Below are 25,257 nucleotides of genomic sequence, written 5' to 3'. Positions count from 1 at the left end.
CCGCGTCCAGGTCAGCCCTCGCGCCCGATCTCCACGTCCTCGAGGACGCCGAGCGCGTCGGGGACGAGCACCGCCGCCGAGTAGTAGGCGCTGACCAGGTAGGAGATGACGGCCTTCTCGTTGATGCTCATGAACCGCACCGACAGGCTCGGCTGGTACTCGTCGGGGATGCCGGTCTGGTGCAGCCCGATCACGCCCTGGTTCTCCTGGCCGGTGCGCATGAGCAGGATCGAGCTCGTGCGGGTGTCCGTGACCGGGATCTTGTTGCACGGGAAGATCGGGACGCCGCGCCAGGCGGGCACCCGGTGGCCGTTGACCTCGCTGCCCTGCGGGTAGATGCCGCGCCTGCTGCACTCCCTGCCGAAGGCGGCGATGGCCTTCGGGTGAGCCAGGAAGAACGACGGACCCTTCCACACCGTGGCCAGCAGGTCGTCCATGTCGTCGGGGGTCGGCGCGCCGCCTCGGGTGCGGATGCGCTGCTTGAGGTCGGCGTTGTGCAGCAGGCCGAACTCGCGGCTGTTGATCAGCTCGTGCTCCTGCCGCTCCCGCAGCGCCTCGACGGTCAGCCTGAGCTGCTGGTCGAGCTGGCTCATCGGCTGGTTGTACAGGTCGGAGACCCGGGTGTGAACGCGCAGGATGGTCTGCGCCACGCTCAGCTCGTACTCGCGCGGGCTGACCTCGTAGTCGACGAACGTGCCCGGCAGCGTGGGCTCGCCCGAGTGGCCGGAGGAGAGCGCGATCTCGGCCTCGCCGTAGTCGTTCTGCGCCTGCCCGCCGCTCTCACGCCAGCGCTGCAGGTGTTCTCGCAGCTCCGGAGCCTGCTCCGCGACCTGCTCGAAGTCACGGCTGGAGAGCGTGAGCACCGTGCAGGCGGTGCTGGCCCGCGCGGTGTACTCCCACTCGCCGGACTCCGTCAGCATCTGCTCGCCCAGGTGGTCGCCGTCGGCCAGCACGCCGAGGTTCTGCTCGTCGCCGTACGCGCCCGTGGCCGTCCTGCTCACCCTGCCGTGCGCGATGAGGATCAGCCGGTCTCTCGGCGCGCCCTCTCTGACGATCTCCTGGCCCGCCGACACCTCCTGCTGGTCGAACCGGTCGGCGAGCGCCTCCAGGGCGGCCATCTCGTCGAAGCCGCGCAGCGCGGGCAGCTCGGTGAGCTCGGCGGGGATGACGCGGACCTCCGCACCGGTCGTGGTGAAGGTGATCCGGCCGTCGCCGAGCGTGTAGCTGAGCCGGCGGTTGACGCGGAAGACGCCGCCGGAGGTCTGCACCCACGGCAACAGTTTCAGCAGCCAGCGGGAGGAGATCTCCTGCATCTGCGGGACGGACTTGGTGGTCGTCGCGAGAGTTCGCGCGGCTTCGGTGCTGAGGCTGAGTTGCTGCTGCTGTTCCAGGGGGGACGAGGTCGATTCGGTCATGGGACACCACCAATCTCCATAGAGGAACTAACCCGGGGACGTTGCGCGGAGAGAAGGTCGTGCGAGAGGGGGAGGTCGCGGGCGCAGGTGCGCGGGGGAGGACGTGCGGGCGGGGGCCTACCTGTCACGGTGGGCGAGCTGGTCGGCCAGCACGGTCAGGGCGTCGCGCGCCTCGGCGGTGATGGGGGCGCTCTCGAGTGCGCGGGCGGCCTCGCGGAACCGTTCGCCGATCATGTCCTCGACCTCCGTGAGCGCGCCGGTGTCGAGCAGGATCTGGCGGATCTCGGCGGCCCGGAACTCGTCCAGCTCCGGGTTGCCGTGCCAGGTCTTCAGGTGCGCGAGCTGGGCCGGGGACGCCAGCCGTAAGGCGTGCGCGATCAGCACCGTGTGCTTGCCCTCCCGCAGGTCGTCGAGCGCCGACTTGCCGGTGTCGGCGGACGCGCCGAACGTGCCCAGCACGTCGTCGCGGAGCTGGAATGCCTCGCCGAGCGGCAGCCCGAACCGTGAGTAGGCGTCGAGCAGTTCGGCGGACGCCCCCGCGAGCGCGCCGCCGATCTGCAGCGGGCGTTCCACGGTGTACTTGGCGGTCTTGTAGCGGATCACCGTGAGGGCCTGCGACACGCTCGCGCCCGACCGGAGCTGGGCCAGGATGTCCAGGTACTGGCCGCTGATGACCTCGGTGCGCATGGCGTCGAACAGGTGGTGCGCGGCCCGCAGGCGACCGGGCTCCACCCCGCACGACGACAGCAGCGTGTCGGACCAGGCCAGGCTGAGCGTGCCGAGCAGGATGCCGCCCGCCTGGCCGAACGACTCGGAGTCGGGGCCCTTGTGCAGGTCGGCCAGGCTCCGGTGGATCGTCGAGTGGCCGCGGCGCAGCTCGCTGCCGTCCATGATGTCGTCGTGGATGAGGAGCCCGGCGTGGCACAACTCCAGGGCCGCGGCGGCGCTGATGATCTCGTCGCAGTCGTCGCCGCCGGCTCCCCGCCAGCCCCAGTAGCACAGCTGCGGGCGGACGCGCTTGCCGCCGCTGAGGATGAAGTCGGTCAGCAGCTGGTAGGCCGCGACCACGTCGGGGTCGGCGACAGGGGATCGCCAGTCGTCCAGGAAGCCGGTGAGCCGGTCGTCTATGCGGGGTCCCACCGCGGTCTGCGTGTAGCCCGTCGTCATGTCGAGTTCTTTCCGTCAGGCGATAGCTACCCCTAGTTAGTCATTCAATACGGAGCGTGTAAAGTGTCTTTCGGCTCTGGAGTGTTCTCTTGACTCAGGAGTCACAACGGTCGCGCCGCCCGGGGCGGCGGTAGATCTCGCAGCTCCGACGGGTCACAGGTTGCTCGCCGGAGGGGTGGGCGCGGTGGCCAGGGTGAGGCCGTAGGTGGTGAGGATCTCGTTGACCGGCTGGAAGTACGTGATGCCGCCCTTGGTGCAGTTGCCCGCGCCGCCGGAGGTGACTCCCTGGGCCTGGTCGTCGGAGATGAACGAGCCGCCCGAGTCGCCGGGCTCGGCGCAGACGTCGGTCCTGGTGACCTCGTTCACCGTCCCCTGCGCGTAGGTGACGCTCGTGTCGACCTGCTGCACCGTGCCGCAGTGGTAGTGGGTGGTCGATCCGGAGCGGCAGACCGAGGAGCCCGCGATGGCGACGGTGGAGCCGCGTACGGGGAGCATCCCGGCGTCGTAGGCGTCCACCTCGCCGAGCGGCGTCCAGTTCGTGCCGACCTCGACCCACGAGTAGTCGTTGCCGGGGAAGGAGGAGCCGCGGAAGGTGCCCTGCGGCGTCCAGTTGGTGCCCGCGGTCGTGGCCCCCTCGGAGCCGCAGTGCCCGGCGCTGACGAAGCCGCCCGGCGAACCGGCCTTGGTCACGGCGAAGCCGATGGAGCAGCGGGCGCGCGAGTCGATGTAGTAGGCGTCGCCGCCGCGCACGTCGTAGAAGAGGGCGGGCTTCTCGTCGGAGCGGACGACCTCCACGGCCGAGGTGTTGACGCCGACCGCGTCCACCCATGCGCGGGCCGTGGTGGGCGTCGACGACAGCACGACCACGCGGTTGCCGGGCAGGTCCACGTACCAGATCGGCGCTGTTCTGGGGGCCGTGGCCGACGCCCGGTCGAGCGCGGCCTTGACCCGGTTGAGTTGCTGGAGCGAGCGGGAGACCACGCGTGCCTGGGCCCCGGCCTGCGTGATGGCGGGCACCTGGTTCCTGTCGGTGGTGGCGGCGATCATGGTGGAGGTCGGGCCCGTCACCCAGGCGCCGCCGTACGTGGGGCCGAGCAGGGCTCTGAGCCGCGGCTCGACGTCGGCGGCCGCCGTCTCGTTGAGCAGCCTGACGCCCGCCTGGTCGTCGGAGATCCGTAGGTCGCGGCTGAGTGCTTCGACGAGGCCGGCGGGCGGGTCCGCGGACGCGGCGGCCCGCTCCCTGGCGGCCGCGTAGAGGCTGCCGCCGGGCGCGGTCGCGCTTCGCGCGGTGGGGGCCAGGGCCGGAGTGGCCAGCAGGGTGACGGCCAGCGCGGTGCTCGCCGTCGCGGTCTTCCTGGGGGGCATGTGCCTCTCCTCGCGTACAAGCCGTACGAGCCCGAACGCGAAGAGTGATCGCGTCTGGGACTCCTGTCACGGTGATGTCGCCGGCGAGTTCTGCCGTGCCACGCATGTGGAGAAGCGGCCCGCTCCGGCCTCTCCATGTAAACCGACCGGCTCGACGAGATCGTGGAAGGACACGCGATCACTCGGAACGCCCGGACAACCCCGCCTGTCGGCCGCGATGGGCGAACGGCTGGTGCTGGTCAAGCGCTCCTACGACCCTGGCAACCTCGCCGGCCGGAACCTCAACAACTCCCCCTGTCACCGGCCTGATCGTGCCGGGTGCGACGCGCGGACGGAGGCGAAAGATTACTCTCCGTGCTCATCTCGTATCACTATGTGTTTAACCGTTGTCACACGGAAACTCATCGGAGATCTTCATGCCTCTTCGCTATTCGTACCCGACTCTGCTCCTGGCCGCGCTGGCCGTCTCCACGGTCGCCGGATGCGGGGGCGGGTCCAGCACCAACGCGCTCGGGCTGACGCCCGAATCGCCGGGGCAGTCGACCATGGCCGCGCCGTCCGAGCAGGACGAGACCTGGATGAAGACCATTCACCAGGGCAACCTGGCCGAGATCGCGGCGGGCAAGCTGGCCCAGGACCAGGGCGCCACCGAGAACGTCAAGGCGCTCGGCGAGCTGCTGGTCAAGGACCACACCAAGTTCGACGCCTCGGTCAGGAAGGCCGCCGAGAAGCTGGGCGTCCAGCTGCCCAACGACCCGACCGACATGCAGGTGGAGGCGGCCAAGACGCTGAAGCAGGAGTCGGGCAAGAAGTTCGACCAGGCGTGGATCGACGCCATGATCAAGGCCCACGAGGGGGCCATCAAGGACACCACCGCGGAACAGCAGGGCGGCGCGTCCTCGGCGGTGCAAGAACTGGCCAAGACGGCGATGCCCACCCTCGAGAAGCACCTGGAGAAGCTGAAGCAGGCGGCCGGCGGCCAGTGACCGCGGGCGCGGTCGCTGGACAGGTGGTTCGCCCACCTCTGCCCGGCGCGCTGCCGCTCGTCCGGCAGAACACATGGCCCGAAGGCGGCGTCGCCGTCTTCGGGCTCGTCCCTGTTCTGATCGACCAAAGAGGCTGGTCAGGGCGGGTCAAGAGGGTTTCGCGGGTGAGCCGAGGGGGCAGCGGGGGCCCATGAGAGTCGTTGTGGTGGGCGCGACGGGCAACGTCGGGACGAGCCTGGTCCGGGCGCTGGAGGCCGACGCGACCGTGGCCTCGATCGTCGGCGTGGCCCGCAGGCTGCCCGGCTGGCAACCGGGGCGCACCGAGTGGCGCAGGGCCGACGTGGTCACCGACGACCTGGTGCGGATCTTCGAAGGCGCCGACGCGGTCGTCCATCTCGCGTGGCTGTTCCAGCCGACCCGCGACCCCTGGGTCACCTGGCGGGCGAACGTGCTGGGCAGCATGCGGGTGTTCCGCGCCGTGGCGGAGAGCGGGGTGCCGGTGCTGGTGCACGCCTCGTCCGTGGGCGCGTACTCGCCGGGGCCGAAGGACCAGCCGGTGGACGAGAGGTGGCCGACGCACGGCTGGCCCGGCGCCGCTTACGGGCGGGAGAAGGCCTACGTCGAGCGGGTCCTGGACGTGTACGAGCACGACCACCCCGGCATCCGGGTGGTGCGGATGCGGCCTGCGTTCATCGTCAAACGGGAGGCCGCGACCGAGCAGCGGCGGCTGTTCGCCGGACCGTTCCTGCCACGCAGGCTGGTCAAGGCCAGAAGAATCCCCTTCGTTCCGGACATTCCGCGGCTTCGGCTGCAGGCGCTGCACGCCGACGACGCCGGTGAGGCGTACCGGCTGGCCGTGACCCGGCCTGTCAGCGGGGCCTTCAACCTGGCGGCCGACCCGGTGCTCGACCCGGCGATGCTGGCCGAGCTGCTGGGCGTCCGCACGCTGCCGGTTTCGTCCTGGCTGGCCAGGACGGCGATGGCGGCGGGCTGGCGGATGCGGCTCCTGCCTGCCGCGCCTGGGCTGCTGGAACTGGCCATGCAGATCCCGCTGATGAAGGTGGACCGGGCCAGGGAGGTGCTGGGCTGGACGCCCAGGCACAGCGCGGGCGAGGCCGTGCGGGAGCTGATCGAGGGCGTCCACGACGGCGCCGGAATGGACACCCCGCCGCTCGCCCCGGAGGCCGGCGCCGCCGACCGTCTGCGCGAGCTTGCCACCGGCGTCGGTGGCCGTTCCTAGCTCGGTGACCGGATCAGGGGTACGGCGGCCGGGCTTCCTCGGCGGTGGCCGTGTCCGGAGGTGGTCAGGCTTTCTTGGCGATGGCTGTGATCAGCGGCTGCACGAGTTTGGCCGCCAGCGGGCCGAAGGCCGCCAGAATGAGCACGTACGCGGCGGCCAGCGGGCCCAGGTCGGGGTGGGCGCCCGCCGCGACCGCCAGCCCCGCGATGACGATGTTGAACTCCCCGCGCGGGATGAGCGCGATGCCCGCGCGCGCCTGACCCGCCTTGGCGATGCCGGCGCGTCTGGCCGCGTACGCGCCGGTCAGCAGCTTGGTGACCATGCTGACCAGGGCGAGCAGCGCGGCCAGCCCGGCCACGGGGAGGATCTTCTTCGGATCGGTCTGCAACCCGAAGAAGACGAAGAACACCGCGGCGAACAGGTCGCGCAGCGGTGCCAGCAGGGCCTGGGCGTCGTGCGCCAGCTGACCCGACAGCGCGATGCCGACGAGGAACGCGCCCACCGCCGCCGACACCTGGAGCTGCTGCGCCAGCCCCGCGACCAGGAGCGCGAGCCCGACCACTTTCAGCAGCAGCACCTCGTTGTTCGGACTGGCCACGAACGCCTCGATGAAGCGTCCGAAACGCAGGGCCACGAGCAGGACGACGCTCACGGTGGCCAGCGCGATGGCCACCGTCATCGCGCCGCTCAGCAGGCTGAGGCCCGCCAGCATGGCGGTCAGGACCGGCAGATAGATCGCCATCGTCAGGTCCTCGAAGACCAGCAGCGACAGCACGGTCGGGGTCTCGCGGTTACCGATCCAGCCCAGGTCCGACAGGACCTTGGCGGTGATGCCCGACGAGGTGGCGTAGGTGACGCCCGCCATGGCGACGGCGGCGACAGGCCCCCACCCGAGCAGCAGCGCGCAGATCGCTCCGGGGGCGGCGTTGAGCACCAGGTCCACGAGGCCGGCGGGGGCGTTGCCCTTCAGGCTGGTGACCAGCTCGTCGGCGTTGTATTCGAGCCCGAGCGTGAGCAGCAGCAGGACGACGCCCATCTCCGCGCCGATGCCGATGAACTCCTCGCTGGTGGCCAGCGGGAGCACGCCGCCGGTGCCGAACGCCAGCCCGGCGACGAGATAGAGGGGAATGGGGGAGATGCCGGCCTTCAGCGCCAGCGCTCCGAGCACGCCCAGGCCAAGCAGGACGGCACCGAACTCGAGAAACAGTATTGCGGTGTGATGCACCCGCGGCCCTACCCGTTTGCCAGGATGTCGGCCACCTCGGCGGTGCTGTCGGCGCTGCCGACCACGACGACGACGTCGCCCGCGGCGAACACGAAATCGGGCCCGGGGCTGGCGAAGACCTGCCCGGACCGCACCGCGGCGACGATGGAGGCGCTGGTGCGGGTCCGCACCCGCGCGTCGCCCATCGGCCTGCCCGCGTACGGCGATCCCGACGGGATCGGGTACTGCATGCTGACCAGGCCCTCGACCTGCTGGTGTAGCTCGTTGAGCCGCTGCACGATGCGGGGCGCGCCGAGCAGCTCCGCCAGCGCGTCGGCCTCCTCGTCGTTCAGCTTGACGGTCTCGCAGGCACGATCGGGGTCGTTCCTGTCGTAGATCACCAGATCTCGGCGGCCGGTGCGATGCGACACGACGCCGACCCGCATGCCGGATCGTGTGGTGAACTCGTGCCGCAGACCGATTCCTGGCAGTGCCGTCTGTTCGACGTCCACCGTGCTATCCCACCCAACGAGAGTCCCGCAATTTCACCAACCCTACCAAGGTTACATAAAACGCCCAGTAAGCGTGTGATCACCCGGACGCCGGGTAGCGAGGAGCGATGATCGTGGACTGGTTGCGCTCCACGACGGAGCGACGCCCACGCCGGTCAAGGCGGTCGCCATGACCGTGAGAAAGGCGACGCGCGGCGGCCTGAGCCTGTGGCTCACCGTCGCGTCCCTGGTCGCGTTCGCGGTCCTCGTCGTGCTGGTGGAGACCGCGTTCGAGCCGCTGCGTCTGCTGGACCAGGGAGTGGCGTCGGGGTTGCACGCCTACGCCCGGCGCGAGCCGGGCCTGACCGGGGTGCTCGCGGTCTGGACCGCCGTGTTCGGGCCGGGGCCGTGGCGGGCGGCGGTGCTGCTGTGCGCGGCCTTCCTGGTGTACCGGGGCGCGTCCCGGCCGGCCTTCTGGGCGGTCATCACGATCACCGTCGGCGGCCTCCTGGGGATCTGGCTGAAGGTCCTCGTCGGACGGGCGCGGCCCTACTTCCCCGATCCTGTCGCGGTGGCGACGGACCAGGCGTTCCCCTCGGGCCACGCGCTCAACGCGACGCTCGGCGCGGGCGTGCTCGTCCTAGTGATCCTGCCCGCGCTGCGCGGACGGCCCCGGCTCAGGGCGCTGGCCTGGTGCGTGGCCGGGTTCCTCGTGCTGTCAGTGGCGTACACGCGCATCGCGCTCGGCGTGCACTGGGTCAGCGACGTCGTCGGCGGGGTGCTGCTCGGCGTCCTGGTGATCGCGGCCACGACCGCGGGCTTCGAGGCGTGGCGTCGCGATCTCGGCCGGCCCTCGGCGAGACCGCTCAGGGAGGCCGTCGAGGCCGCCGACGAGCCGCCCACCCGGCGCCCGCGCCGGCAGCTCTAGTGCGGAAGCTCAGTGCTCCCCTCAGTGCTCGGCGCCGTGCACGGCGTGCTGCTGCGGCTTGGCGGCGACCCAGGCGCGGACGCTCTCGGCGCGGTCGCGCAGCTCCGCCAGGGTGGCGGCGAGGGCCGCGTGGTCCATGAAGGCCGTGCTCTCGATGGCGGCCGAGTGCCTTCGCACCTCATCGGTCAGCGCGTCGAGCTCGCTGAGGGACCGGACGATGGCACGCGTTTCTTCCGCGTTCAGGTCGCACATAACCTGAACGTACGCACGGGATGGGCACCCGTACAGCATCGAAAGACGTAGCTGAAAAGATGGCGATTGTGTCCCTGGAGGAGCCGGTGCCGCGTCTGGCCCGAGCCATCGTCTTCGCGACGGTGTGCGTCGTGGTCACGGCGGGCGGCCATGCCTTCGCCGGGGGAGGGCCGGTCGGGCTCGGCCTGATGGCGGCCTCCGTCGCGGGCGCGGCGGCGCTCGCCTACGCGCTCAACGGGCGCGAGCGCGGCCCCCGCGTCGTCCTCGGCGCGACCGTCTGCGCGCAGGCCGTGCTGCACCAGGCGTTCGCCGTGGCCGCGCCCCCTCCCGAGGTTCCGCACGCGCACGCCGGGCTCGGGATGCCGCTGGTCCACCTGATGCTGGCGGGGCTGAGCGGGTGGTGGCTGCACCGAGGTGAGCGCGCCGCGTGGCTCATGCTGCGGCTGTGGGGCGCGCCCCGGCTGCTGCTCGCCGCTCCGGCGGCGCCGCCCGTCCTGGTGCGGGGGGCGCCCGTCGCGTACCAGCCGGAGCCGCGGGCCACCACGGAGCTCGACGAGTCGATACCCAGACGCGGGCCACCCGCGGGGCGGGGTGTGCGTCACGACGCCCAGCGCGTCGCCCTGTCCTTTCGTCTGGAGTATTCGCCATGGCATTCATCCGCAGGAGCCTGGTCGCCGCGCTCGGCTGCGGCCTGTTTCTCTCGCTGAGCGCGCCCGCCGCGCTCGCCCACGACAGTCTCAAGAGCAGTTCCCCCGCCAAGGACGCGCGAGTCGCCCGCGTCGACAGGATCGAGCTGGAGTACAGCGCCAGGGTCCGCTTCCCCGCGGTCGTCCTGCACGACGCGGCGGGAAAGCCCGTCAGCATCGGCCCGCCGCAGGCGACGGGCCCCAAGGTGACGGCCGAGGTGCCCGCACCCCTCGCGCCGGGCGGCTACGTGATCGCCTGGCGGGTGGTGTCCTCCGACGGGCATCCGATCGAGGGCGAGATCCCCTTCACCGTCACGGGCGGCTCCGCCGCCTCTCCCGCGTCCGCGGCGCCGACGGCGCAACAGCAGCAGGAGGGGGCCGACGGGGTCCCCGGCTGGCTGTGGGCCGCCGGGGCGGCGCTCGTGCTGGTCGCGGCGGCCGTCTGGCTGCTCGGCAGGCGCGGGAGCCGTACCGAAGAGGAGTAGTCGCCCCCGCGTCACGCTCTCGCCACGCGTTGCTGTGCGGCCTGCTTCCACCAGGTCAGCCGGACGGCGAGCGCGGCGAGCGCGGTCGCGGAAACGATCATGTGCACGGCGCCCGCCAGCCGCTGGTCGGCCAGCACGTCCTCCACTCCGGGCGGGGCGACGAGCGAGAACCAGCTGTGCGCGAGCGCCGGGCCGACCGCCATGAGCACGCCGAGCCCGAGCTGGATCGCGGCCACGGCGGCGAGCAGCCAGGCGCGGGTGGTCCAGGAGATCGGCTTCGGCAGCGCGTCGGCCCCGGCCAGCACCCAGAAGTACAGCAGCCCGGTGGCCAGGAAGAACGCCTGCGTGAGCCGGTCCACCGCGTAGCTGGACGCCGACAGCTCCAGCCAGCCGGACCCGTACAGGAGGACGAGCGGCAGCGCGTACGCGGCCAGCGCGACGGCCGGGCTGGTGAGGCGGCGGGCCAGAGCGCTGCCCAGCAGGGTGATCTGGCCGTACTGCGACCTCGCGGACGTCGTCCGCGCCGCGAGCGTCAGCGGCGCCCCGTACGCCAGCAGCAGCGGCGCGACCACGGTGAGAGCCGCGTACTGCAGCGCGTGCACCGACAGCATGGCCCGCGCGTAGCCGCCCACGCCGCCGACCAGGACCACCGCGAGCACCGCCAGCCCGGCGTACCAGGAGAACGTGCGTCCCGCCGGCCACGGCAGCCGGTCGCGGGCCAGCCGGCGCAGCCCCACCAGGTAGCCGACGGCCGGGAGCGCGAGCAGCAGCAGGACCAGCGGGTCCGGCCGGAACTCGGTGATCAGCCGGCTCGCGGAGAACGGTTCCAGGTCGTACTCCAGTGCCAGCAGGTTGTGGCTGCCGCCGCTGCCCGGCGGAGGCGGCGTACGCGACAGCCCCACCGCCAGCGCCACGGCCGCCACCATCACGGCCGCCTCGCCCGCCGCGAGCAGCGTGAACGTGCGCCGCACCGGCCGCGTGGCGGCGTCCGCGACGGTGCGGAGGCGGTGCCGCCAGCCGAACACGCCCAGGGCGACGAGCGCCGCCGTCTTGGCGAGCAGCAGCAGCCCGTACCGGGTCTCCCACAGCTCCGGCAGGGCGCTCAGCCGCACCCAGCCGCCGGCGACGCCGGAGACCGCGACCGCCGCGAAGCAGCACAGCGCGACCGTGCTGAAGCGCCGCAGCACCAGCGGCAGCCGGTCAGAGCGGCGGAAGTGGACGAGCACCGCCGCCAGCCCGCCGACCCACACGGACGCCGCCAGCAGGTGCGTCATCAGGGCGGACACGGCGATGTCGTGGTCGGCGGCCGAGGAGGCGTGCCCGACGTAGGCGGGAGGGAGCGTCCCGAACGCGGCGAGGCCCAGCAGGGCCACGTTGCCCGTGACGTTCAGCCGCAGGCGGGTGCCGAGCGCCACGACGACGGCACCTGCCAGCACCACCAGCATGGCCTGGGTCTGGGGGAGGGAGGTGCCGAAGCCGAGGACGACCGGATCTTCGAACAGCACCGAGAGGGGAGCGCCGATCACGTCCGACAGGGTGAACAGGTAGGTGAGGACCGTGGCCGCGGCCCAGCCCAGCGCCCACCTGCCCGCCGCCCTGACGCAGGCCGCGGCCTCCGGCGTCCCCCTCGGTGACAGGACGACGGCGGCCAGCAGGGTCCCCACCGTGGCCACCGCGCACGCGTCGTAGGCGAACCGCGCCAGCGGCAGCCCCCAGCCCGTGACGAGTCCCGCGTCGGGCAGGCCGGGGAGTTGCGGCCGGGGGCCGCCGCCCCCGAACCGCAGCACGGCCACCAGCACCAGGACACCCACCGCGAACACGAACCCGGCGTAGAGCCAGGTCCGGCGTCCAGTTGATGGCATGACCGCCTCCTCGTCGCCTACCGGTAACGGGAGATACGCGCGATCGGGCGGTCGGGTTCGGAGGTCCACTGGTCCTTGACGAGGTAGCCGGGAGGGCGGTCGTGCGCGGCACGCCCCGGCGGTGGTTCACCCCGAGGGCCGCCCGTTGCAGACTGTGCAGATGACGGGGCGTGTGCGGGTGGAAGTGCGGGTCGAGGGCGTCGTGCAGGGCGTCGGTTTCCGGCCCTTCGTGTACGGCCTGGCGACCCGGCTGGGCCTCGCGGGACGGGTCGGCAACGACCTGAACGGCGTGTTCGTCGAACTGGAAGGCGGACGGCGGGCGATCGGCGCGTTCCTCCAGGCCCTGGAGCGGGACGCGCCCCCGCTGGCCGCCATCGACCGGATCACCGTCACCCGGACCAGGCCCGACGGCGGCGACGGCTTCCAGATCGCCCCCAGCGACGCCACCGGACCCCGGCGCACCCTGATCTCGCCCGACAGCCCGACCTGCGCCGACTGCCTGGCGGAACTCGCCGACCCGGCGGACCGGCGCCACCGCTACCCGTTCGTCAACTGCGTCAACTGCGGACCGAGGCTGACGATCGTCCGGGGGGTCCCGTACGACCGGCGGCTGACGACGATGGCGGGGTTCGCGATGTGCCCGGCCTGCGCGGCCGAGTACCACGACCCGGCGGACCGCCGCTTCCACGCCCAGCCGGTGTGCTGCCCGGCCTGCGGCCCCCACCTCCGCCTGACCGCCGCCCCAACCCTCTCGCCCGTTCCGGCGGAGGGTCCGCTTCACGGCGCGTCCTCGGTGGGGGACCCGCTTCGCGGTGCGGTCGGGGTGTTGCGGGCGGGTGGGGTGCTGGCGGTCAAGGGGCTCGGCGGTTACCACCTGGCGGTGCTGGCCGGGCACGGCAGCGCCGCCGCGGCGCTGCGCGAGCGCAAGCACCGCGAGGACAAGCCCTTCGCCGTCATGGTGGCCGACGTGGACCAGGCCCGCGCGCTCTGCGAGGTGGACGCCGCCGCCGCCGCCCTGCTGACGGACCGGGCCCGGCCCATCGTGCTGCTCCCACGCGCTCCCGGGGCCGCCGTGGCGGAGGCCGTCGCGCCCGGCACCCGCGAACTCGGGCTGATGCTGCCGTACACGCCGCTGCACCACCTGCTGCTCGCGGAGGCGTCCGAGCCGATCGTGCTGACCAGCGGCAACGTCTCCGACGAGCCGATCGCGTACACGGACGCCGACGCCTTCGACCGGCTCGGCGGGATCGCCGACGCCTTCCTCACCCACGACCGCCCGATCCACACGCGCGTGGACGACTCCGTCGTGCGCCCCTTCCGCGGCAAGGGGATGGTGTTGCGCCGTTCGCGCGGATACGTGCCGGACCCGATCGTCCTGCCCTGGGACGCGCCCCGGCAGATCCTCGCCTGCGGCGCCGAGTTGAAGAACACGTTCTGCCTGGCCAAGGCGCGCCACGCGTTCCTGTCCCACCACATCGGGGACCTGGAGAACTACGAGACCCTGCGGTCTTTCACCGAAGGTGTCGCCCACTTCGCGGCGCTGTTCGACGCGCGCCCCGAGATCGTCGCCCACGACCTGCACCCGGAGTACCTCTCCACCAAGCACGCCCTGAGCCTGCCGGACGTCGAACTGGTCGGGGTCCAGCACCACCACGCCCACATTGCGTCCTGCCTGGCCGACAACGGCGAGGCCGGCCCGGTGATCGGAGTGGCCTTCGACGGCCTCGGCTACGGCACCGACGGCACCCTCTGGGGCGGCGAGTTCCTCCTGGCGGACCTGACGGGCTTCGAACGGGTCGCCCACCTCGCGCCCGTCCCGATGCCGGGTGGCGCCACCGCGATCAGGCAACCGTGGCGCATGGCCGCCGCCTACCTGTCCGTCTGCTCCGGCCCGGGCCGTTCCGACGGTCCGTCCGCCGGGTTCGACGGCGGCCTGGACGTGGTCCGCCGCAACGAGGGGCGCTGGCACGACGTGGTGGCGCTGGCCGGGAGCGGGTTCGGCGCGCCGCTGACGTCCAGCGCGGGCCGTCTGTTCGACGCCGTCTCGGCGCTGATCGGCGTCCGCGACGTGATCACGTACGAGGGGCAGGCGGCGATCGAGCTCGAACAGCTCGCCGACCGGGTGGAAACGGGCCGCTACCCGGCCGCGATCTCGGCCGGACCCCCGATGGTGATCGCCGGATCCGACCTGGTGCAGGCTGCGGCGGAGGATCTGAGGGCGGGCGCCGACCCGTCCGTGATCTCCGCCAGGTTCCACAACGGCGTGACCGACGTCGTCGTGCGGTGTTGCCAGGCGCTCCGCGACAGCACCGGCGTCTCGACGGTCGCGCTGTCCGGGGGCGTCTTCCAGAACCTGCTGCTGCTGGAGCGGACCGTGGAACGGCTGACCGCCTCCGGGTTCCGCGTGCTCACCCACGTCCGGGTCCCGCCCAACGACGGAGGCGTCAGCCTCGGCCAGGCGGCGATCGCCGCCGCACGGGACCGCCTCGCAGCCGGGCGATAGCCCCCTCCTGGGACAGGCACTGCGAGGACTCCCAGGAGGGGCCGATACTGGGGCGTGGCGTTAAATGCGGAACTAGTGGCGAAGATGTTCGACCTCGGTGAGGTTCGTTCGGCGCCGGTGCCACTCCCCGGCTACAGCTCGGCCTCCGCGTGGAGGTTGCGTACCGAGGCCGGGTGGTGGGTGGTCAAGGCGCAGTACGCGATCGAGCACTGGGAAGTGGAGGCGATGCGGCACTCCGGTGACCTGGAGAGGGCCGCGCTCGCCGCGGGGATCGCCGTGCCGCGTCCTGTCGAGGGGGGTGAGGAGGCGGCCGGGTTCTGGGCGCCGGTCCCCGGCGGGACCGAGTACCTGCGGGTGAGCGCGTGGGTGGACGGCGCACGAGCGGAGCTGCCCGCTGGGCGGGAACTGGCCGCCTGGCTCGGCGGGACCGTCGCCGCGCTGGCCGCCGTGGCCCCTCCCGCGGACGTCCGGCAGGGGCGCGGGTACCCGCTGCACCCGCTGGCGCAGTGGGAGGAGTGGCTGTCGACGGAGAGCGTCGGGAGGCGGGAGAAGGCGCGGCTGCTGTCGGCCGTCGCCGACGGCACGCCGCTCGTCCAGGACGCCCTCGCCGCGTCGCGTGCTCCCTTCGTGCTCTCCCACCGCGACATCAACCACCGCAACATCCTCCTCACCCCCCACGGACCCACGCTGATCGACTTCGACCAGGCCGGGCCTGAGGTGCCGTGGTGGGAGCTGGTGCACTTCGCGTTCCTGCTCGCGTGCGCCAGCCTCGGGGAGGACGAGCCCGATCCCGTCCTGCTCGGTGCGGCGGTGAGCGCGTTCGCGGATCAAGGCGGGGACGTGGGGGAGCTGGACTCGTCGGCGTTCGCCGGGTTGCTGCGCGGAATGCTGGAATGGCCCGCCGCCAACCTCATGGTCCTCGCCGGCGACGCCCCGGCGGCGAGGCGCGGCGAGGCGCTTCGGCAGATCGCCGAGGCGGCGCGCGTCCTGCCGGTGATCATGGGGTTCGTCGAGCGGTGGGTGGCGGTCCTTCGGGCGCTCTGACGTGCTTGTAGTCTCGAATGTGGCAGGCGTTCTCAGCGAGAGGAACCGGAGCCCGTGAGCGACGGCACGAACACGATTTTCTTCCCCGAGTTCGCGTCGCCCGTCCGGCGCATCGGGCAGCGCGAGTTCGACTTCCAGCGCCAGGTGGCGATCATGGCGATCGTCAACAGGACGCCCAACTCCTTCCACGACCAGGGGCGGACCTTCCAGCTCACCAGCGCCGTGGAAGCGGCGCGCAAGGCCGTGGCCGACGGCGCCGACTGGGTGGACATCGGCGGGTTCGCCTTCAGCGCGGCACAGAGCGGCATCAGCGTCGGCGAGGAGATCGACCGGGTGGCGCCGGTGATCGCCGAGGTGAGAGCCGTCACCGACGCCGTGATCTCCGTCGACACGCACCGTCCGGACGTGGCGAGAGCGGCGATCGAGGCGGGCGCGGACGTGATCAACGACACGAACGGCCTGCGCGAGCCGGGCCTCGCCGAGGTCGCTGCCGAGACCGGTGTCGGCGTGGTGGTCACGCACAGCCTCGGCGGGCCGGGAAAGCGCGTCTTCCGTCCCAGTTACCAGGACGTCGTGGGCGAGGTCGCCGCCTTCCTGCGGGAACGGGTGGACTTCGCGCTCAGGTCCGGCATCGCGGCCGACCGGATCATCGTCGACCCCGGCCACGACCTGAACAAGAACACCTTCCACTCGCTGGAGCTCACCAGGCGGCTCGACGAGATCACCTCGCTCGGCTACCCGACCCTGGTCGCCCTGTCCAACAAGGACTTCATCGGCGAGACCCTCGACCGTCCGCAGGGTGAGCGGACCGAGGGCACGATCGCGGCGAACGTGATGGCGATCCTGCTCGGCGCCCGGATCCTGCGGGTGCACGACGTGCCGAGCACGGTGGCGGCCGTCCGCATGACCGAAGCCCTGCTGGGCTGGCGCGACCCCATCGCACCGAGGCACAACCTGGTCTGAGAGGAGCCCCATGACGGAGCGCAAGCCGCTCGGCGTGAACTTCGAGTCGTGGATCGACAGGCAGATCCGCGAAGCCGAGGAGCGTGGCGAGTTCGACAACCTGCCGGGGGCCGGCAAGCCGATCCCCGGCCTGGACAAGCCGCACGACGACATGTGGTGGGTGAAGCAGAAACTCCGTGAGGAGGGCCTGTCGTTCCCGCTGCCGCCGACGCTCGCGCTGCGCAAGGACGCGGAGGAGGCGCTGGCCGCCGCCCTGGGGGCCCGGACGGAGGCGGAGGCCCGGGAGATCGTGTCGGAGATCAACGAGCGGATCCGCAAGGCGATCAGGACGGGCCTGCCGGGGCCGCCGCTCAACCTGATGCCGTATGACGTGGAGGAGATCGTGTCCGAGTGGAGGCAGCGGCACGCCCGTTAGCGCCGGGCGTGCGCCGCCCGGCGTTCTTGTGCCTCGGGTGACTCAGGGGCTCTGGCGGCTCTGGTGGCTTGGGCGGTGAGGGCGAAGAGGAGGCCGCCGAGCGTGAAACAGGCGTCGGTGGCCCGTCCGGACCAGATGATGTCGGGCCCGGGATGGGCCGTGCCGGTGACCTGCTCGATGGTCAGGCCGGTGAGGCCGTCCGGCCCCAGGCCCGTGGTTCGCAGGACGTCGTCCAGGATGCCTGTCAGGCCGCGCAGGGTGAGGACGGCGCAGCCCGTCCACAGGGCCGCGACCAGCAGCCGGCGGGGGATCGCGCGGCCCCACGACTGCACGGCCGCCAGCGGGATCACCGCGCCGACGACGAACATCGCGGTGACCACCACCCCGAAGACGTCGAAGGAGACCTCGGGCAGCGGGCCGGGATGGCCGAAGCGTCCGCCCAGGTACCAGTAGACGTGAAAGGCGATGAAAACGAGGACCCAGGCCCAGGTCGCGTATCCCGCGCGGGTTCCAGCACGCATGCTCCCAGGCTTCCAGGCAGCCGACGGGCAGCGCCTCCCCCACGAAGGGGAACCGGAGCGCTCGCCGCACGCGCCCGCTCGTGCGCCCAGCGCGGGCCTGGGCGTCAGGCGTATGGCTCCGGCTGTGTCCAGGGCGGACGGCGCGGCCCGGGCCACGCTCGCCAGATGTCGCACCGATCACCAGGTCGGCCCTGCCGTCGCCGGTGAGGTCGGCCATCGCGAGAGGGTGGCTTTCGCCAGGAGCGAGAATCGCCGACAAATTGGCCGGCCGTGAATGAAACGGTCGTGAGCTGCTTGGACATGGGCTTGGATGTGCGGTCTCATGTTCTCCGGTGAATGTCATCGGGGAAACAGGAGGACCGGATGGTCAATTCGCGGGGGGTTAGTCGAATTGTTGCCGCTTTTGTGGTGGCGATCGGCTTTGGGGCCGTTCATGCGGTACCAGCAGTGGCGGAAACGCCTCAGCGGCACGTACGGATAACGCGGTTTCTCGGCGAGCAGCGCATTCCGTACAAAATGGAATTCGAGGGCACCACGGTCGGCGGGCTGTCCGGCATCGACCGCGACCCGCGCACCGGCACCTGGTACTTCATCTCCGACGACCGGTGGCGCTACAACGCCGCCCGCTTCTACACCGGGCAACTCCACTTCGACCCGGCGATGGGCACGTTCACGGGCGTGAAGCTCACGGGGGTCCACACGCTCCTGCAGCCCGACGGCACCCCGTACCCCGGCTACGGCAAGCCCCATTCGGCCGATCCCGAGTCGATCCGCTTCGACCAGTGGAGTCGGCGGCTGCTGTGGGCGCACGAGGGCGACAGGCCCGACGAGAACAATCCCACCATCCCGGTCTCCGACCTGTTCGTCAGGAAGGTCGACACGCACGGGCGGCACCTCGGTGAGCTGGAGTTGCCCGACAACCTGAAGCTCACCTCCACCGCCAGCGGCCCGCGCCGGAACTTCGGGCTCGAAGGGCTCGCCGTCACGCGGCACAGGTTCGCCGCCATGCTGGAGGGGCCTCGTTACGAGGACGGCGCCCCACCCACCGCCGATCACGGGGCTCCGACCAGGCTCACCGTGTGGAGCCGCGACGGGCGGGTGCTCGGGCAGTACGCCTACCCGATCGACCCGCTGCCCGCGAAGCCCGTCCCGCCCACCGGCCAGAGTGACAGCGGGGTGTCCGAGATCCTGCCCATCGACGGGCAGCGCTACCTGGCGTTGGAACGTTCCTGGATCGAGGGCGTCGGCTATCGGGTCAAGCTGTACGAGATCGACCTGAAGGGGGCCACGAACGTCCTCGACCGGGCCAGCCTGGCGAGTGGTGACCCGTACCAGGCCGTGTCCAAGCGGCTGGTGTACGACTTCGGCTCGTTCCGTCCGCCGACGCAGAACCTGGAGGCGTTGGCCTGGGGGCCGCGCCTGGCCACCGGCGAATGCACGCTCGTGGTCGGCTCCGACGACAACTTCGACGCCAGTGAGATGACACAGTTCCTGGCCTTCGGCGCCCGAGGCTGCTGAATTCGTCAGATTCTTCGCGGCGGGATGTCGAGATCCGGGCCGTCGCTTCTACGTCCCCTGTGAAGAGGCGGTCACAGGAGGAACGGGCATGAGCGGCAGCATCCGGGTGATCGGAGCCCGGGAGAACAAACTCAAGGACGTCTCCCTCGACATCCCGAAGAACCACCCGGCTCAACCGGGCTTCCCGCGAGCCGATAGGTTCTCGGCCATGGCCGGCCTGCTCCGGCAGCCGCTCGACCGGCGGCCGGACGCGCTGCGGGAGATGTTGGCACCGATGCGGGCTGCGATCCCGTCAGGAACCTCACCCTGCACAACCTCAAGGACAACTCCGTCGACATCCCCGCCGGGGTCCTCATCGTGGTCACCGGCCGGTCGGCCGGTTCGACGTTCCAGGTGTGTTCCGTACGCGTTTCGCGGGTTCTGAGCGACATTTGTTATGACCAGATCACATTTCATGACAGGTCAAGTTTTGTTAGTCGAAGACTCTTGCCAAGGGCACCCGATCTCTTCACCCTTCTCCCCATAGGCGTAAAGATCAGCTCACCGTGTGAAGGAGAGCGTGTGCCGAACACCCCCCACTGGCGTGCGATCCTGCTCGGGGTCGTCGCCGCCGTCACCCTCGTCTTACCCGTCGGTGTGGCCCAGGCGGCGCCAGAGCCCGACAAGATCAGCCAGTCCGTCCAGGCCGATCTGGCCGGCGACGACAAGGCCACCTTCTGGGTACGTCTCAAGGGCACGGCCGACCTGACCGCCGCCCGCCGCGCCACCACCAAGGACGAGAAGGCCAAGCGGGTCTTCGAGGCCAAGACCGAGCGGGCCACGACCTCCCAGGCGGGCCTGCGCAAGCTGCTGGAGTCGCAGCACGCCGACTTCACCTCGTACTGGATCGTCAACGCGGTCAGGGTCACGGCCGACGCCAAGCTGGCAGCCGAGATCGCCAAGCTGCCCGAGGTCGACAGGATCGACCCCGTGACCACCGTCTCGCTGCCGAAGCCGGTGCCGGGCAAGGCCGAGGCCAGGGTCAACGCCGTCGAGTGGAACGTCGACCGGATCAAGGCCCCGAACGTGTGGAGCGAGTTCGGCGACCGGGGCGAGGGCGTCGTCGTCGCCACCATCGACTCCGGCGCCCAGTTCGACCACCCGGAACTCGCCGCGAGCTACCGGGGCAGGAACCCTGACGGCACGCTCAACCACAACTACAACTGGTACGACCCGGCCAGGGTCTGCCCGAGCCCCGCGCCGTGCGACAACCTCGGCCACGGCACGCACGTCATGGGGACCATCGCCGGAGCCAACGGCATCGGCGTCGCGCCGGGCGTCAAGTGGATCGCGGCCAAGGGCTGCGAGGTCAACACCTGCACGGACGAGTCCCTGCTGAAGGCGGGCCAGTGGGTGCTCGCCCCCACGGACCTGACCGGCGCCAACCCGCGCCCCGACCTGGCCCCGGACATCGTCAACAACTCCTGGGGCGGCCCCGGGTTCAACCCCTGGTACAAGGAGACGGTCGACGCCTGGGTCGCGGCCGGGATCTTCCCCGCCTTCGCCAACGGCAACGAGGGCCCCGCCTGCCGCACCAGCAGCTCGCCCGGCCAGTACGTGAACAGCTACAGCGCGGGCGGCTTCGACATCAACAACGCGGTCTACGCGCGCTCCAGCAAGGGCGAGGGCGAGAACGGCGAGATCAAGCCGAACATCGCGGCCCCTGCCGTGAACGTCCGCTCGTCGGTGCCGGGCAACTCCTACGACAGCTACACCGGCACCTCGATGGCCTCGCCGCACGTGGCCGCCACGGTGGCGCTGATCTGGTCGGCCGCGCCGCGCCTGCAGGGCGACGTGGCCGCCACCCGTCCGCTGCTCGACAGCACGGCCGTGGACGTCAACGACACGAGTTGCGGAGGCACCGCCGCCGACAACAACGTCTGGGGAGAGGGTCGCCTGGACGCGCTGGCCGCCGTCCGGGCCGCGCCGCACGAGGGCGTCGGCGAGCTCGGCGGGACGGTCACCGCTGGGGGAGCGCCGCTGTCCGGCGCCACGGTCACCATCAGCGGGCCGCTCACCCGCACGGTCGTCACCGGCCAGGACGGCACGTACGCCGTCCCGCGCCTGCTGCCGGGCGACTACCAGGTCAGCGCCGAGAAGTTCGGCTACGACAGCGGCACGGCGACGGCGACGGTCACGGCCGACCAGCGCGCCACGGCGGACGTCTCGCTGACCCAGCGGGCGTCGGGTGCGGTGTCCGGCACGGTCACCACGGCGGGCACGCCCGAGCCCAACGCCACGGTGGAGGCGGTCGGCACGCCGGTGCGCGCGGTCACCGACGCGGCGGGCCAGTACCGGCTGACGCTGCCGAACGGCACGTACCAGTTCAAGGTCACCCCCGTCTCCCGCTGCTCCAGCGGCGCCACGGTGCCGGTCACGGTGGCCGGGGACCTGGTCAAGGACGTGGAGCTGCCGCTGCGCAGCGACACCTTCGGCTACACCTGCCGCAGCGGCGCGGAGGCGTACGTCGCGGGCACCGACAAGCTGGCGCTCACAGGCGACGACGAGGCGCAGCAGGTGACGCTGCCGTTCCAGGTCCCGTTCTACGGTGCGGGCCAGAGCAAGGCGTGGATCGGCACCAACGGCTTCATCACGTTCGCCGCCGACAAGATCACGTCCGGCGGCAACGGCAGGCTGCCCACCACGGGCACGCCCAACAACGCCGTCTACCCGTACTGGGACGACCTGAAGGTGGACGCCGACGCCGGGGTCTACACGGGCGTGGTCGGGACGTCCCCGCACCGGCAGTTCGTGGTGGAGTGGCGCAACGTCAGCTTCTACTCCCAGGCCGACCAGCGGGTCTCGTTCGCGGCCCTGCTGGGCGAGGACGGCGCGATCGGCTTCCGCTACAAGGACATCGAGAGCCAGCGCGACCAGGGCGCCAGCGCCACGATCGGCATCGAGAACGCGGCCGGCACCGACGCGCTGCTGTACTCCTACGAGGAGGCGGCCCTGACCAACGGGCAGAGCCTGACGGTCACCGCGAGCAGGCACGGCCTGGTGACCGGCGCGGTCACCGACGCCAACGACGGCAAGCCGCTGGCGGGCGCGACGGTGAAGGTGGGCGACGTGGCCACGTACACCACCGGCGACGACGGCACGTTCTACGGCCAGGTGCTGGCGGGCGACTACGAGGTGACGGTGTCCAAGGAGAACTACGGGACGTTCACCAAGGCCGTCACGGTCAGCCCCGCGACGCCGATCAGGATCGACACCGCGCTGGTCACCGGCCGGGTGAGCGCGTCGGTGGCCGAGCTGACCGTGGTGCTGCCGGCCGAGTCCAGCCGGACGCGCACACTGGAGCTGACCAACCTGGGCTCGCCCACGGCGTACACGGTCGCCGCCGACCCGGCGGACTCGTGGATCGGGGTCACCCCCACCTCCGGTGACCTGGCCAAGGGCCAGTCGGCGACGCTGAAGGTGACCGTCTCCAGCGCCGGGGTTCAGCTGGGCGGGCTGCGCTCCGGCAAGCTGCTCATCAGGTCGGCCAGCGGACGGCAGCCGGTCATCGAGGTCAAGGTGACGGTCGCGGTGCCCAAGTACCAGGTGGCGCTGGACGCGGGCGGCAGCAAGAGCTTGGTGGACAGCGCCGGTGACACCTGGACGGCCGACAGGAAGTACGCCCAGGGCCTGCACGGGTACGTGGCCGACCAGAACCGGACGCACAGCACGTCCAGGCCGATCAACGGCACCGACGACCAGGCTCTGTTCAGGACGGCCCGCGAGGGCATGCTGGAGTACCGCTTCGACAACGTCCCGGCCGGGACGTACACCGTGGAGCTGGGCTTCGCCGACACCAGGTCGACGGCGATGGGCAAGCGGGTCTTCGACGTCCTGGTGGAGGGGCAGTTGGCGATCCCGGCGCTGGACCTGGCGCTGGAGGCCGGCACGTACACGGCCGTCAGCAGGCAGTACACGGTGAAGGTCACCGACGGTCAGCTCAACGTCCGGTTCGCCACCCGGCAGGGGCAGACCATCGTCAACGCGATCCGCGTCTCGGAGCGTCCTGACAGGACGGCGCCGTAACGCTCAGGCTCGCCCCGCCCGCCGGGTGGGGCGAGCCGTATTGTGTCGATCAGTCCAAAACGTGTTACGGTGTCTGACGTGGCACGACCGAGGATGTTCGACGAGGACCGAGCGGTCGAGGCGGCCATGCGCGCGTTCTGGGACGCGGGCTACGAGGCCACCTCGACCCAGGACCTGTGCGAGGCGACCGGCCTGGGCCGGAGCAGCATCTACAACACCTTCAAGAGCAAGCACGACCTGTTCGAGAAGGCGCTGCGCCGCTACATGTCCGACCGCACCGCGCCCATCATCGCCCTGCTGGAGGGGCCCCTTCCGGTGCGGGAGAAGATCCGGGCCCTGCTGTGGCGGGTCATGGACACCGAGGCCGGAGACCCGATCGGCTGCCTGGTGGTCAACGCGACCGTCGAGCTCGGCCCCCGCGACCCCGAGATCGCCGACCAGCTCGCCCGCAACCTCGACCGGCGCAAGGACGCGCTCGTCGCGGCCCTGACGTCGGCCAGGCGTGACGGTGAGATCGGCGCGGACCGCGACCCCGAGGCCCTGGCGCAGTTCGTCATCGCCGTCATCGGCGGCATGCAGGTGGCGGCGCGCGGCGGCGCCACCCGAGCCACCCTCGAACAGATCGCCACCACCGCCCTCGCCGCTCTCTAGGCTCGCGTCCTCGTATCCCTGCTTTTGTCCGCCCATGTTTTGTACTGATCGATCTAAAATTGAGGAGACCCGCCGATGCCGTTGGCCGTCTACATCCTGGGGCTGGCGATCTTCGCCCAGGGGACCTCCGAACTGATGCTGGCGGGGCTGCTCCCCGAACTGGCCGCCGACCTGGACGTCTCCATCCCCGACGCGGGCCTGCTGATCTCCGCGTTCGCGATCGGCATGCTGGTGGGCGCCCCCGTGCTCGCCGTCATCACGTCCCGCTGGCCACGGCGGACCACGTTGCTGGTGTTCCTCGCCGTCTTCGTCCTGTCACACGTGGCCGGGGCGCTCACGCCCGGCTACGGCCTGCTGTTCGCCACCAGGGTCGTCGGCGCGTTCGTGTACGCCGGTTTCTGGGCGGTCGCCACGGTCACCGCGCTCGGCCTGGCCCGCCCCGACACCCGGGGCCGGGCGATGAGCGTCGTCACCGGCGGGCTCACCGTGGCCACCATCATCGGCCTCCCCGCGGGCACGCTCATCGGGCAGCACCTCGGCTGGCGGGCGGCCTTCTGGGTGGTGGCGGCGATGTCGGCGCTCGCGATGGCGGGCGTGTTCGCGACCATCCCCGGCCGGCAGGCGGACGCCGTGCAAGCCCCCCGCCTGCGCGACGAGGTGCGCGCCATGGCCAACCCCCGGCTCTGGCTCGCGTACGGCACCACCGCGACGTCCACCGGCGCCGTGCTGGTCACGTTCAGCTACCTCACCCCGCTGCTCACCGACACCACCGGCCTCGCGGCCGGCTGGGTGCCCGCGGTGCTGGCCCTCTACGGCGTGGGCTCGCTCATCGGCATCACCATCGGCGGGCGCACCGCCGACGCCCGCCCGTTCGGCACCCTCTACACCGGCGTCGTGGGTGTCGTGCTCGTCTCGGTCGCGCTGGCCCTCCTGGCGGACGTCCCCGTGCTGGCCCTCCCGCTGGTGTTCCTGATGGGCCTGTTCGGCTTCGCCGTCAACCCCGCGCTGAACACCCGCGTGTTCGCCCTCGCCGGCGCCGCGCCCACGCTCGCCGCCGGGACCAACGTCTCGGCCTTCAACGTCGGCATCACGGTGGCCCCGTGGCTCGGCGGGCTGGCGATCGGGGCGGGCTTCGGCTATCCGTCCGTGGCGTGGATCGGCGCGGGGCTCGGCGTGGTCGCGCTCGGCACCGTGGCACTGGCGGCCGCCCTGCACCGCCGGCCCCCGGCCGTGGGTGAGCGGCTGGAGCAGGTCGAACGGCGTCACGACGCGGTTCCGCAGTGATCGTGGCGGTGGACGAGCTCGTCCCAGAGGTCGCGAGCCTGCCGGTACGTGCCGCGTCCCGCCTCCTCGTAACCGCGCTCGCCGTGGCGGAGGACGAGATACTGGCCGCCCTGGCAGACCCACTCGTACTCGCCGCAGCAGCTGGTCTCGGTGACGCGGAGACGTTCGCCCAGTCGCTCGAACGGCTCCCACCTCACGCTGGGCCTCCTTCC

Annotated in this window: 22 protein-coding genes and 1 pseudogene; 13 read left to right on the top strand and 10 right to left on the bottom strand. The window is 71.5% G+C overall.

Annotated elements, in window-relative coordinates:
• Positions 1 to 11 precede the first annotated feature (11 nt).
• The 3 genes from ABT294_RS09955 to ABT294_RS09945 form a co-directional block, all read right to left on the bottom strand.
• Positions 12 to 1,415: a family 2B encapsulin nanocompartment shell protein gene (locus tag ABT294_RS09955; protein WP_350804831.1), complete on the bottom strand. Its 1,404-nt coding sequence runs from the start codon at positions 1,413 to 1,415 to the stop codon at positions 12 to 14.
• Positions 1,416 to 1,532: 117 nt separating this feature from the next.
• Complete coding sequence (locus tag ABT294_RS09950) at positions 1,533 to 2,582, bottom strand: polyprenyl synthetase family protein (RefSeq protein WP_350804830.1); 1,050 nt, start codon at positions 2,580 to 2,582, stop codon at positions 1,533 to 1,535.
• A gap of 153 nt (positions 2,583 to 2,735) precedes the next feature.
• On the bottom strand, positions 2,736 to 3,947 hold the full coding sequence (locus ABT294_RS09945; RefSeq protein ID WP_350804829.1) for a S1 family peptidase: 1,212 nt from the start codon (positions 3,945 to 3,947) through the stop codon (positions 2,736 to 2,738).
• Positions 3,948 to 4,363: 416 nt separating this feature from the next.
• On the opposite strand from ABT294_RS09945, the gene ABT294_RS09940 reads away from it, so the two are divergent.
• On the top strand, positions 4,364 to 4,933 hold the full coding sequence (locus tag ABT294_RS09940) for a DUF4142 domain-containing protein (RefSeq protein WP_350804828.1): 570 nt from the start codon (positions 4,364 to 4,366) through the stop codon (positions 4,931 to 4,933).
• A 190-nt stretch (positions 4,934 to 5,123) separates the two neighbouring features.
• Positions 5,124 to 6,173: an NAD-dependent epimerase/dehydratase family protein gene (locus ABT294_RS09935; RefSeq protein ID WP_350804827.1), complete on the top strand. Its 1,050-nt coding sequence runs from the start codon at positions 5,124 to 5,126 to the stop codon at positions 6,171 to 6,173.
• A gap of 64 nt (positions 6,174 to 6,237) precedes the next feature.
• Here the strand turns inward: ABT294_RS09935 and ABT294_RS09930 are convergent, their stop codons facing one another.
• Both ABT294_RS09930 and ABT294_RS09925 read right to left on the bottom strand, forming a co-directional pair.
• Positions 6,238 to 7,398 carry a cation:proton antiporter gene (locus tag ABT294_RS09930; RefSeq protein ID WP_350804825.1) on the bottom strand — a complete coding sequence of 387 codons (1,161 nt, stop codon included), beginning with the start codon at positions 7,396 to 7,398 and terminating at the stop codon, positions 6,238 to 6,240.
• Positions 7,399 to 7,406: 8 nt separating this feature from the next.
• On the bottom strand, positions 7,407 to 7,889 hold the full coding sequence (locus ABT294_RS09925; RefSeq protein WP_350804823.1) for a cation:proton antiporter regulatory subunit: 483 nt from the start codon (positions 7,887 to 7,889) through the stop codon (positions 7,407 to 7,409).
• Positions 7,890 to 8,058: 169 nt separating this feature from the next.
• Here ABT294_RS09925 and ABT294_RS09920 point away from each other — a divergent pair, with 169 nt between their 5' ends.
• Positions 8,059 to 8,796 (top strand): phosphatase PAP2 family protein, encoded by a 738-nt coding sequence (locus tag ABT294_RS09920; protein ID WP_350804821.1) that lies wholly within the window; start codon positions 8,059 to 8,061, stop codon positions 8,794 to 8,796.
• Between the two features lie 21 nt (positions 8,797 to 8,817).
• On the opposite strand, the gene ABT294_RS09915 is transcribed toward ABT294_RS09920, so the two are convergent.
• Positions 8,818 to 9,048, bottom strand: coding sequence for a hypothetical protein (locus tag ABT294_RS09915; RefSeq protein ID WP_350804820.1), 231 nt, complete (start codon positions 9,046 to 9,048; stop codon positions 8,818 to 8,820).
• 59 nt (positions 9,049 to 9,107) lie between these two features.
• Between ABT294_RS09915 and ABT294_RS09910 the strand changes: the two genes are divergently transcribed.
• The gene (locus ABT294_RS09910) at positions 9,108 to 9,755 is read left to right on the top strand and encodes a hypothetical protein (RefSeq protein WP_350804818.1); all 648 of its coding nucleotides are present in this window, start codon (positions 9,108 to 9,110) and stop codon (positions 9,753 to 9,755) included.
• Positions 9,695 to 10,219: a copper resistance CopC family protein gene (locus ABT294_RS09905; protein ID WP_350804817.1), complete on the top strand. Its 525-nt coding sequence runs from the start codon at positions 9,695 to 9,697 to the stop codon at positions 10,217 to 10,219. Before ABT294_RS09910 ends, ABT294_RS09905 begins: the two co-directional genes overlap by 61 nt.
• Before the next feature lie 11 nt (positions 10,220 to 10,230).
• Here the strand turns inward: ABT294_RS09905 and ABT294_RS09900 are convergent, their stop codons facing one another.
• Complete coding sequence (locus ABT294_RS09900) at positions 10,231 to 12,081, bottom strand: cytochrome c oxidase assembly protein (RefSeq protein ID WP_350804816.1); 1,851 nt, start codon at positions 12,079 to 12,081, stop codon at positions 10,231 to 10,233.
• Positions 12,082 to 12,241: 160 nt separating this feature from the next.
• Between ABT294_RS09900 and hypF the strand changes: the two genes are divergently transcribed.
• The 4 genes from hypF (at position 12,242) to ABT294_RS09880 (ending at position 17,006) form a co-directional block, all read left to right on the top strand.
• Positions 12,242 to 14,584 carry a carbamoyltransferase HypF gene (hypF, locus tag ABT294_RS09895; protein ID WP_350804815.1) on the top strand — a complete coding sequence of 781 codons (2,343 nt, stop codon included), beginning with the start codon at positions 12,242 to 12,244 and terminating at the stop codon, positions 14,582 to 14,584.
• Positions 14,585 to 14,668: 84 nt separating this feature from the next.
• Complete coding sequence (locus ABT294_RS09890; RefSeq protein ID WP_350804814.1) at positions 14,669 to 15,628, top strand: phosphotransferase; 960 nt, start codon at positions 14,669 to 14,671, stop codon at positions 15,626 to 15,628.
• Positions 15,629 to 15,682: 54 nt separating this feature from the next.
• The gene (gene folP, locus ABT294_RS09885) at positions 15,683 to 16,591 is read left to right on the top strand and encodes a dihydropteroate synthase (RefSeq protein ID WP_350804813.1); all 909 of its coding nucleotides are present in this window, start codon (positions 15,683 to 15,685) and stop codon (positions 16,589 to 16,591) included.
• A 10-nt stretch (positions 16,592 to 16,601) separates the two neighbouring features.
• Positions 16,602 to 17,006, top strand: coding sequence for a DnaJ family domain-containing protein (locus ABT294_RS09880; RefSeq protein ID WP_350804812.1), 405 nt, complete (start codon positions 16,602 to 16,604; stop codon positions 17,004 to 17,006).
• Here the strand turns inward: ABT294_RS09880 and ABT294_RS09875 are convergent.
• Together ABT294_RS09875 and ABT294_RS09870 are read right to left on the bottom strand one after the other, a co-directional pair.
• Positions 17,003 to 17,527 (bottom strand): DUF3995 domain-containing protein, encoded by a 525-nt coding sequence (locus ABT294_RS09875; protein WP_350804811.1) that lies wholly within the window; start codon positions 17,525 to 17,527, stop codon positions 17,003 to 17,005. The genes ABT294_RS09880 and ABT294_RS09875 overlap by 4 nt on opposite strands.
• A 163-nt stretch (positions 17,528 to 17,690) precedes the next feature.
• A pseudogene (locus ABT294_RS09870) lies at positions 17,691 to 17,870 on the bottom strand (FG-GAP repeat protein); the annotation flags it as partial.
• 173 nt (positions 17,871 to 18,043) lie between these two features.
• Here ABT294_RS09870 and ABT294_RS09865 point away from each other — a divergent pair.
• The 4 genes from ABT294_RS09865 to ABT294_RS09850 all read left to right on the top strand — a co-directional run bounded on the left by ABT294_RS09865 (position 18,044) and on the right by ABT294_RS09850 (position 25,045).
• Positions 18,044 to 19,045 (top strand): esterase-like activity of phytase family protein, encoded by a 1,002-nt coding sequence (locus ABT294_RS09865; RefSeq protein WP_350804810.1) that lies wholly within the window; start codon positions 18,044 to 18,046, stop codon positions 19,043 to 19,045.
• Positions 19,046 to 19,606: 561 nt separating this feature from the next.
• Positions 19,607 to 23,110, top strand: a complete 3,504-nt coding sequence (locus tag ABT294_RS09860) for a S8 family serine peptidase (RefSeq protein WP_350804809.1) — start codon at positions 19,607 to 19,609, stop codon at positions 23,108 to 23,110.
• Between the two features lie 78 nt (positions 23,111 to 23,188).
• Positions 23,189 to 23,761: a TetR/AcrR family transcriptional regulator gene (locus ABT294_RS09855; protein ID WP_350804808.1), complete on the top strand. Its 573-nt coding sequence runs from the start codon at positions 23,189 to 23,191 to the stop codon at positions 23,759 to 23,761.
• A gap of 75 nt (positions 23,762 to 23,836) precedes the next feature.
• On the top strand, positions 23,837 to 25,045 hold the full coding sequence (locus tag ABT294_RS09850) for a Cmx/CmrA family chloramphenicol efflux MFS transporter (protein ID WP_350804806.1): 1,209 nt from the start codon (positions 23,837 to 23,839) through the stop codon (positions 25,043 to 25,045).
• Here the strand turns inward: ABT294_RS09850 and ABT294_RS09845 are convergent.
• On the bottom strand, positions 25,024 to 25,242 hold the full coding sequence (locus tag ABT294_RS09845; protein WP_350804805.1) for a hypothetical protein: 219 nt from the start codon (positions 25,240 to 25,242) through the stop codon (positions 25,024 to 25,026). The genes ABT294_RS09850 and ABT294_RS09845 overlap by 22 nt on opposite strands.
• Positions 25,243 to 25,257: the final 15 nt, after the last annotated feature.

Origin of the sequence: Nonomuraea sp. NPDC000554, from assembly GCF_040300065.1 — a bacterium.
Taxonomy (GTDB): domain Bacteria; phylum Actinomycetota; class Actinomycetes; order Streptosporangiales; family Streptosporangiaceae; genus Nonomuraea.
The sequence above is the reverse complement of the archived record's forward strand: the minus strand, read 5'-3'. Positions and strand labels throughout refer to the sequence as shown.

Coding starts and splice junctions, on each gene's coding strand:
- ABT294_RS09955 (WP_350804831.1), bottom strand. CDS start 1,415: ATGACCGAATCGACCTCGTCCCCCCTGGAACAGCAGCAGCAACTCAGC.
- ABT294_RS09950 (WP_350804830.1), bottom strand. CDS start 2,582: ATGACGACGGGCTACACGCAGACCGCGGTGGGACCCCGCATAGACGAC.
- ABT294_RS09945 (WP_350804829.1), bottom strand. CDS start 3,947: ATGCCCCCCAGGAAGACCGCGACGGCGAGCACCGCGCTGGCCGTCACC.
- ABT294_RS09940 (WP_350804828.1), top strand. CDS start 4,364: ATGCCTCTTCGCTATTCGTACCCGACTCTGCTCCTGGCCGCGCTGGCC.
- ABT294_RS09935 (WP_350804827.1), top strand. CDS start 5,124: ATGAGAGTCGTTGTGGTGGGCGCGACGGGCAACGTCGGGACGAGCCTG.
- ABT294_RS09920 (WP_350804821.1), top strand. CDS start 8,059: ATGACCGTGAGAAAGGCGACGCGCGGCGGCCTGAGCCTGTGGCTCACC.
- ABT294_RS09915 (WP_350804820.1), bottom strand. CDS start 9,048: ATGTGCGACCTGAACGCGGAAGAAACGCGTGCCATCGTCCGGTCCCTC.
- ABT294_RS09910 (WP_350804818.1), top strand. CDS start 9,108: ATGGCGATTGTGTCCCTGGAGGAGCCGGTGCCGCGTCTGGCCCGAGCC.
- ABT294_RS09905 (WP_350804817.1), top strand. CDS start 9,695: ATGGCATTCATCCGCAGGAGCCTGGTCGCCGCGCTCGGCTGCGGCCTG.
- ABT294_RS09900 (WP_350804816.1), bottom strand. CDS start 12,081: ATGCCATCAACTGGACGCCGGACCTGGCTCTACGCCGGGTTCGTGTTC.
- hypF (WP_350804815.1), top strand. CDS start 12,242: ATGACGGGGCGTGTGCGGGTGGAAGTGCGGGTCGAGGGCGTCGTGCAG.
- ABT294_RS09890 (WP_350804814.1), top strand. CDS start 14,669: ATGTTCGACCTCGGTGAGGTTCGTTCGGCGCCGGTGCCACTCCCCGGC.
- ABT294_RS09880 (WP_350804812.1), top strand. CDS start 16,602: ATGACGGAGCGCAAGCCGCTCGGCGTGAACTTCGAGTCGTGGATCGAC.
- ABT294_RS09875 (WP_350804811.1), bottom strand. CDS start 17,527: ATGCGTGCTGGAACCCGCGCGGGATACGCGACCTGGGCCTGGGTCCTC.
- ABT294_RS09865 (WP_350804810.1), top strand. CDS start 18,044: ATGGAATTCGAGGGCACCACGGTCGGCGGGCTGTCCGGCATCGACCGC.
- ABT294_RS09850 (WP_350804806.1), top strand. CDS start 23,837: ATGCCGTTGGCCGTCTACATCCTGGGGCTGGCGATCTTCGCCCAGGGG.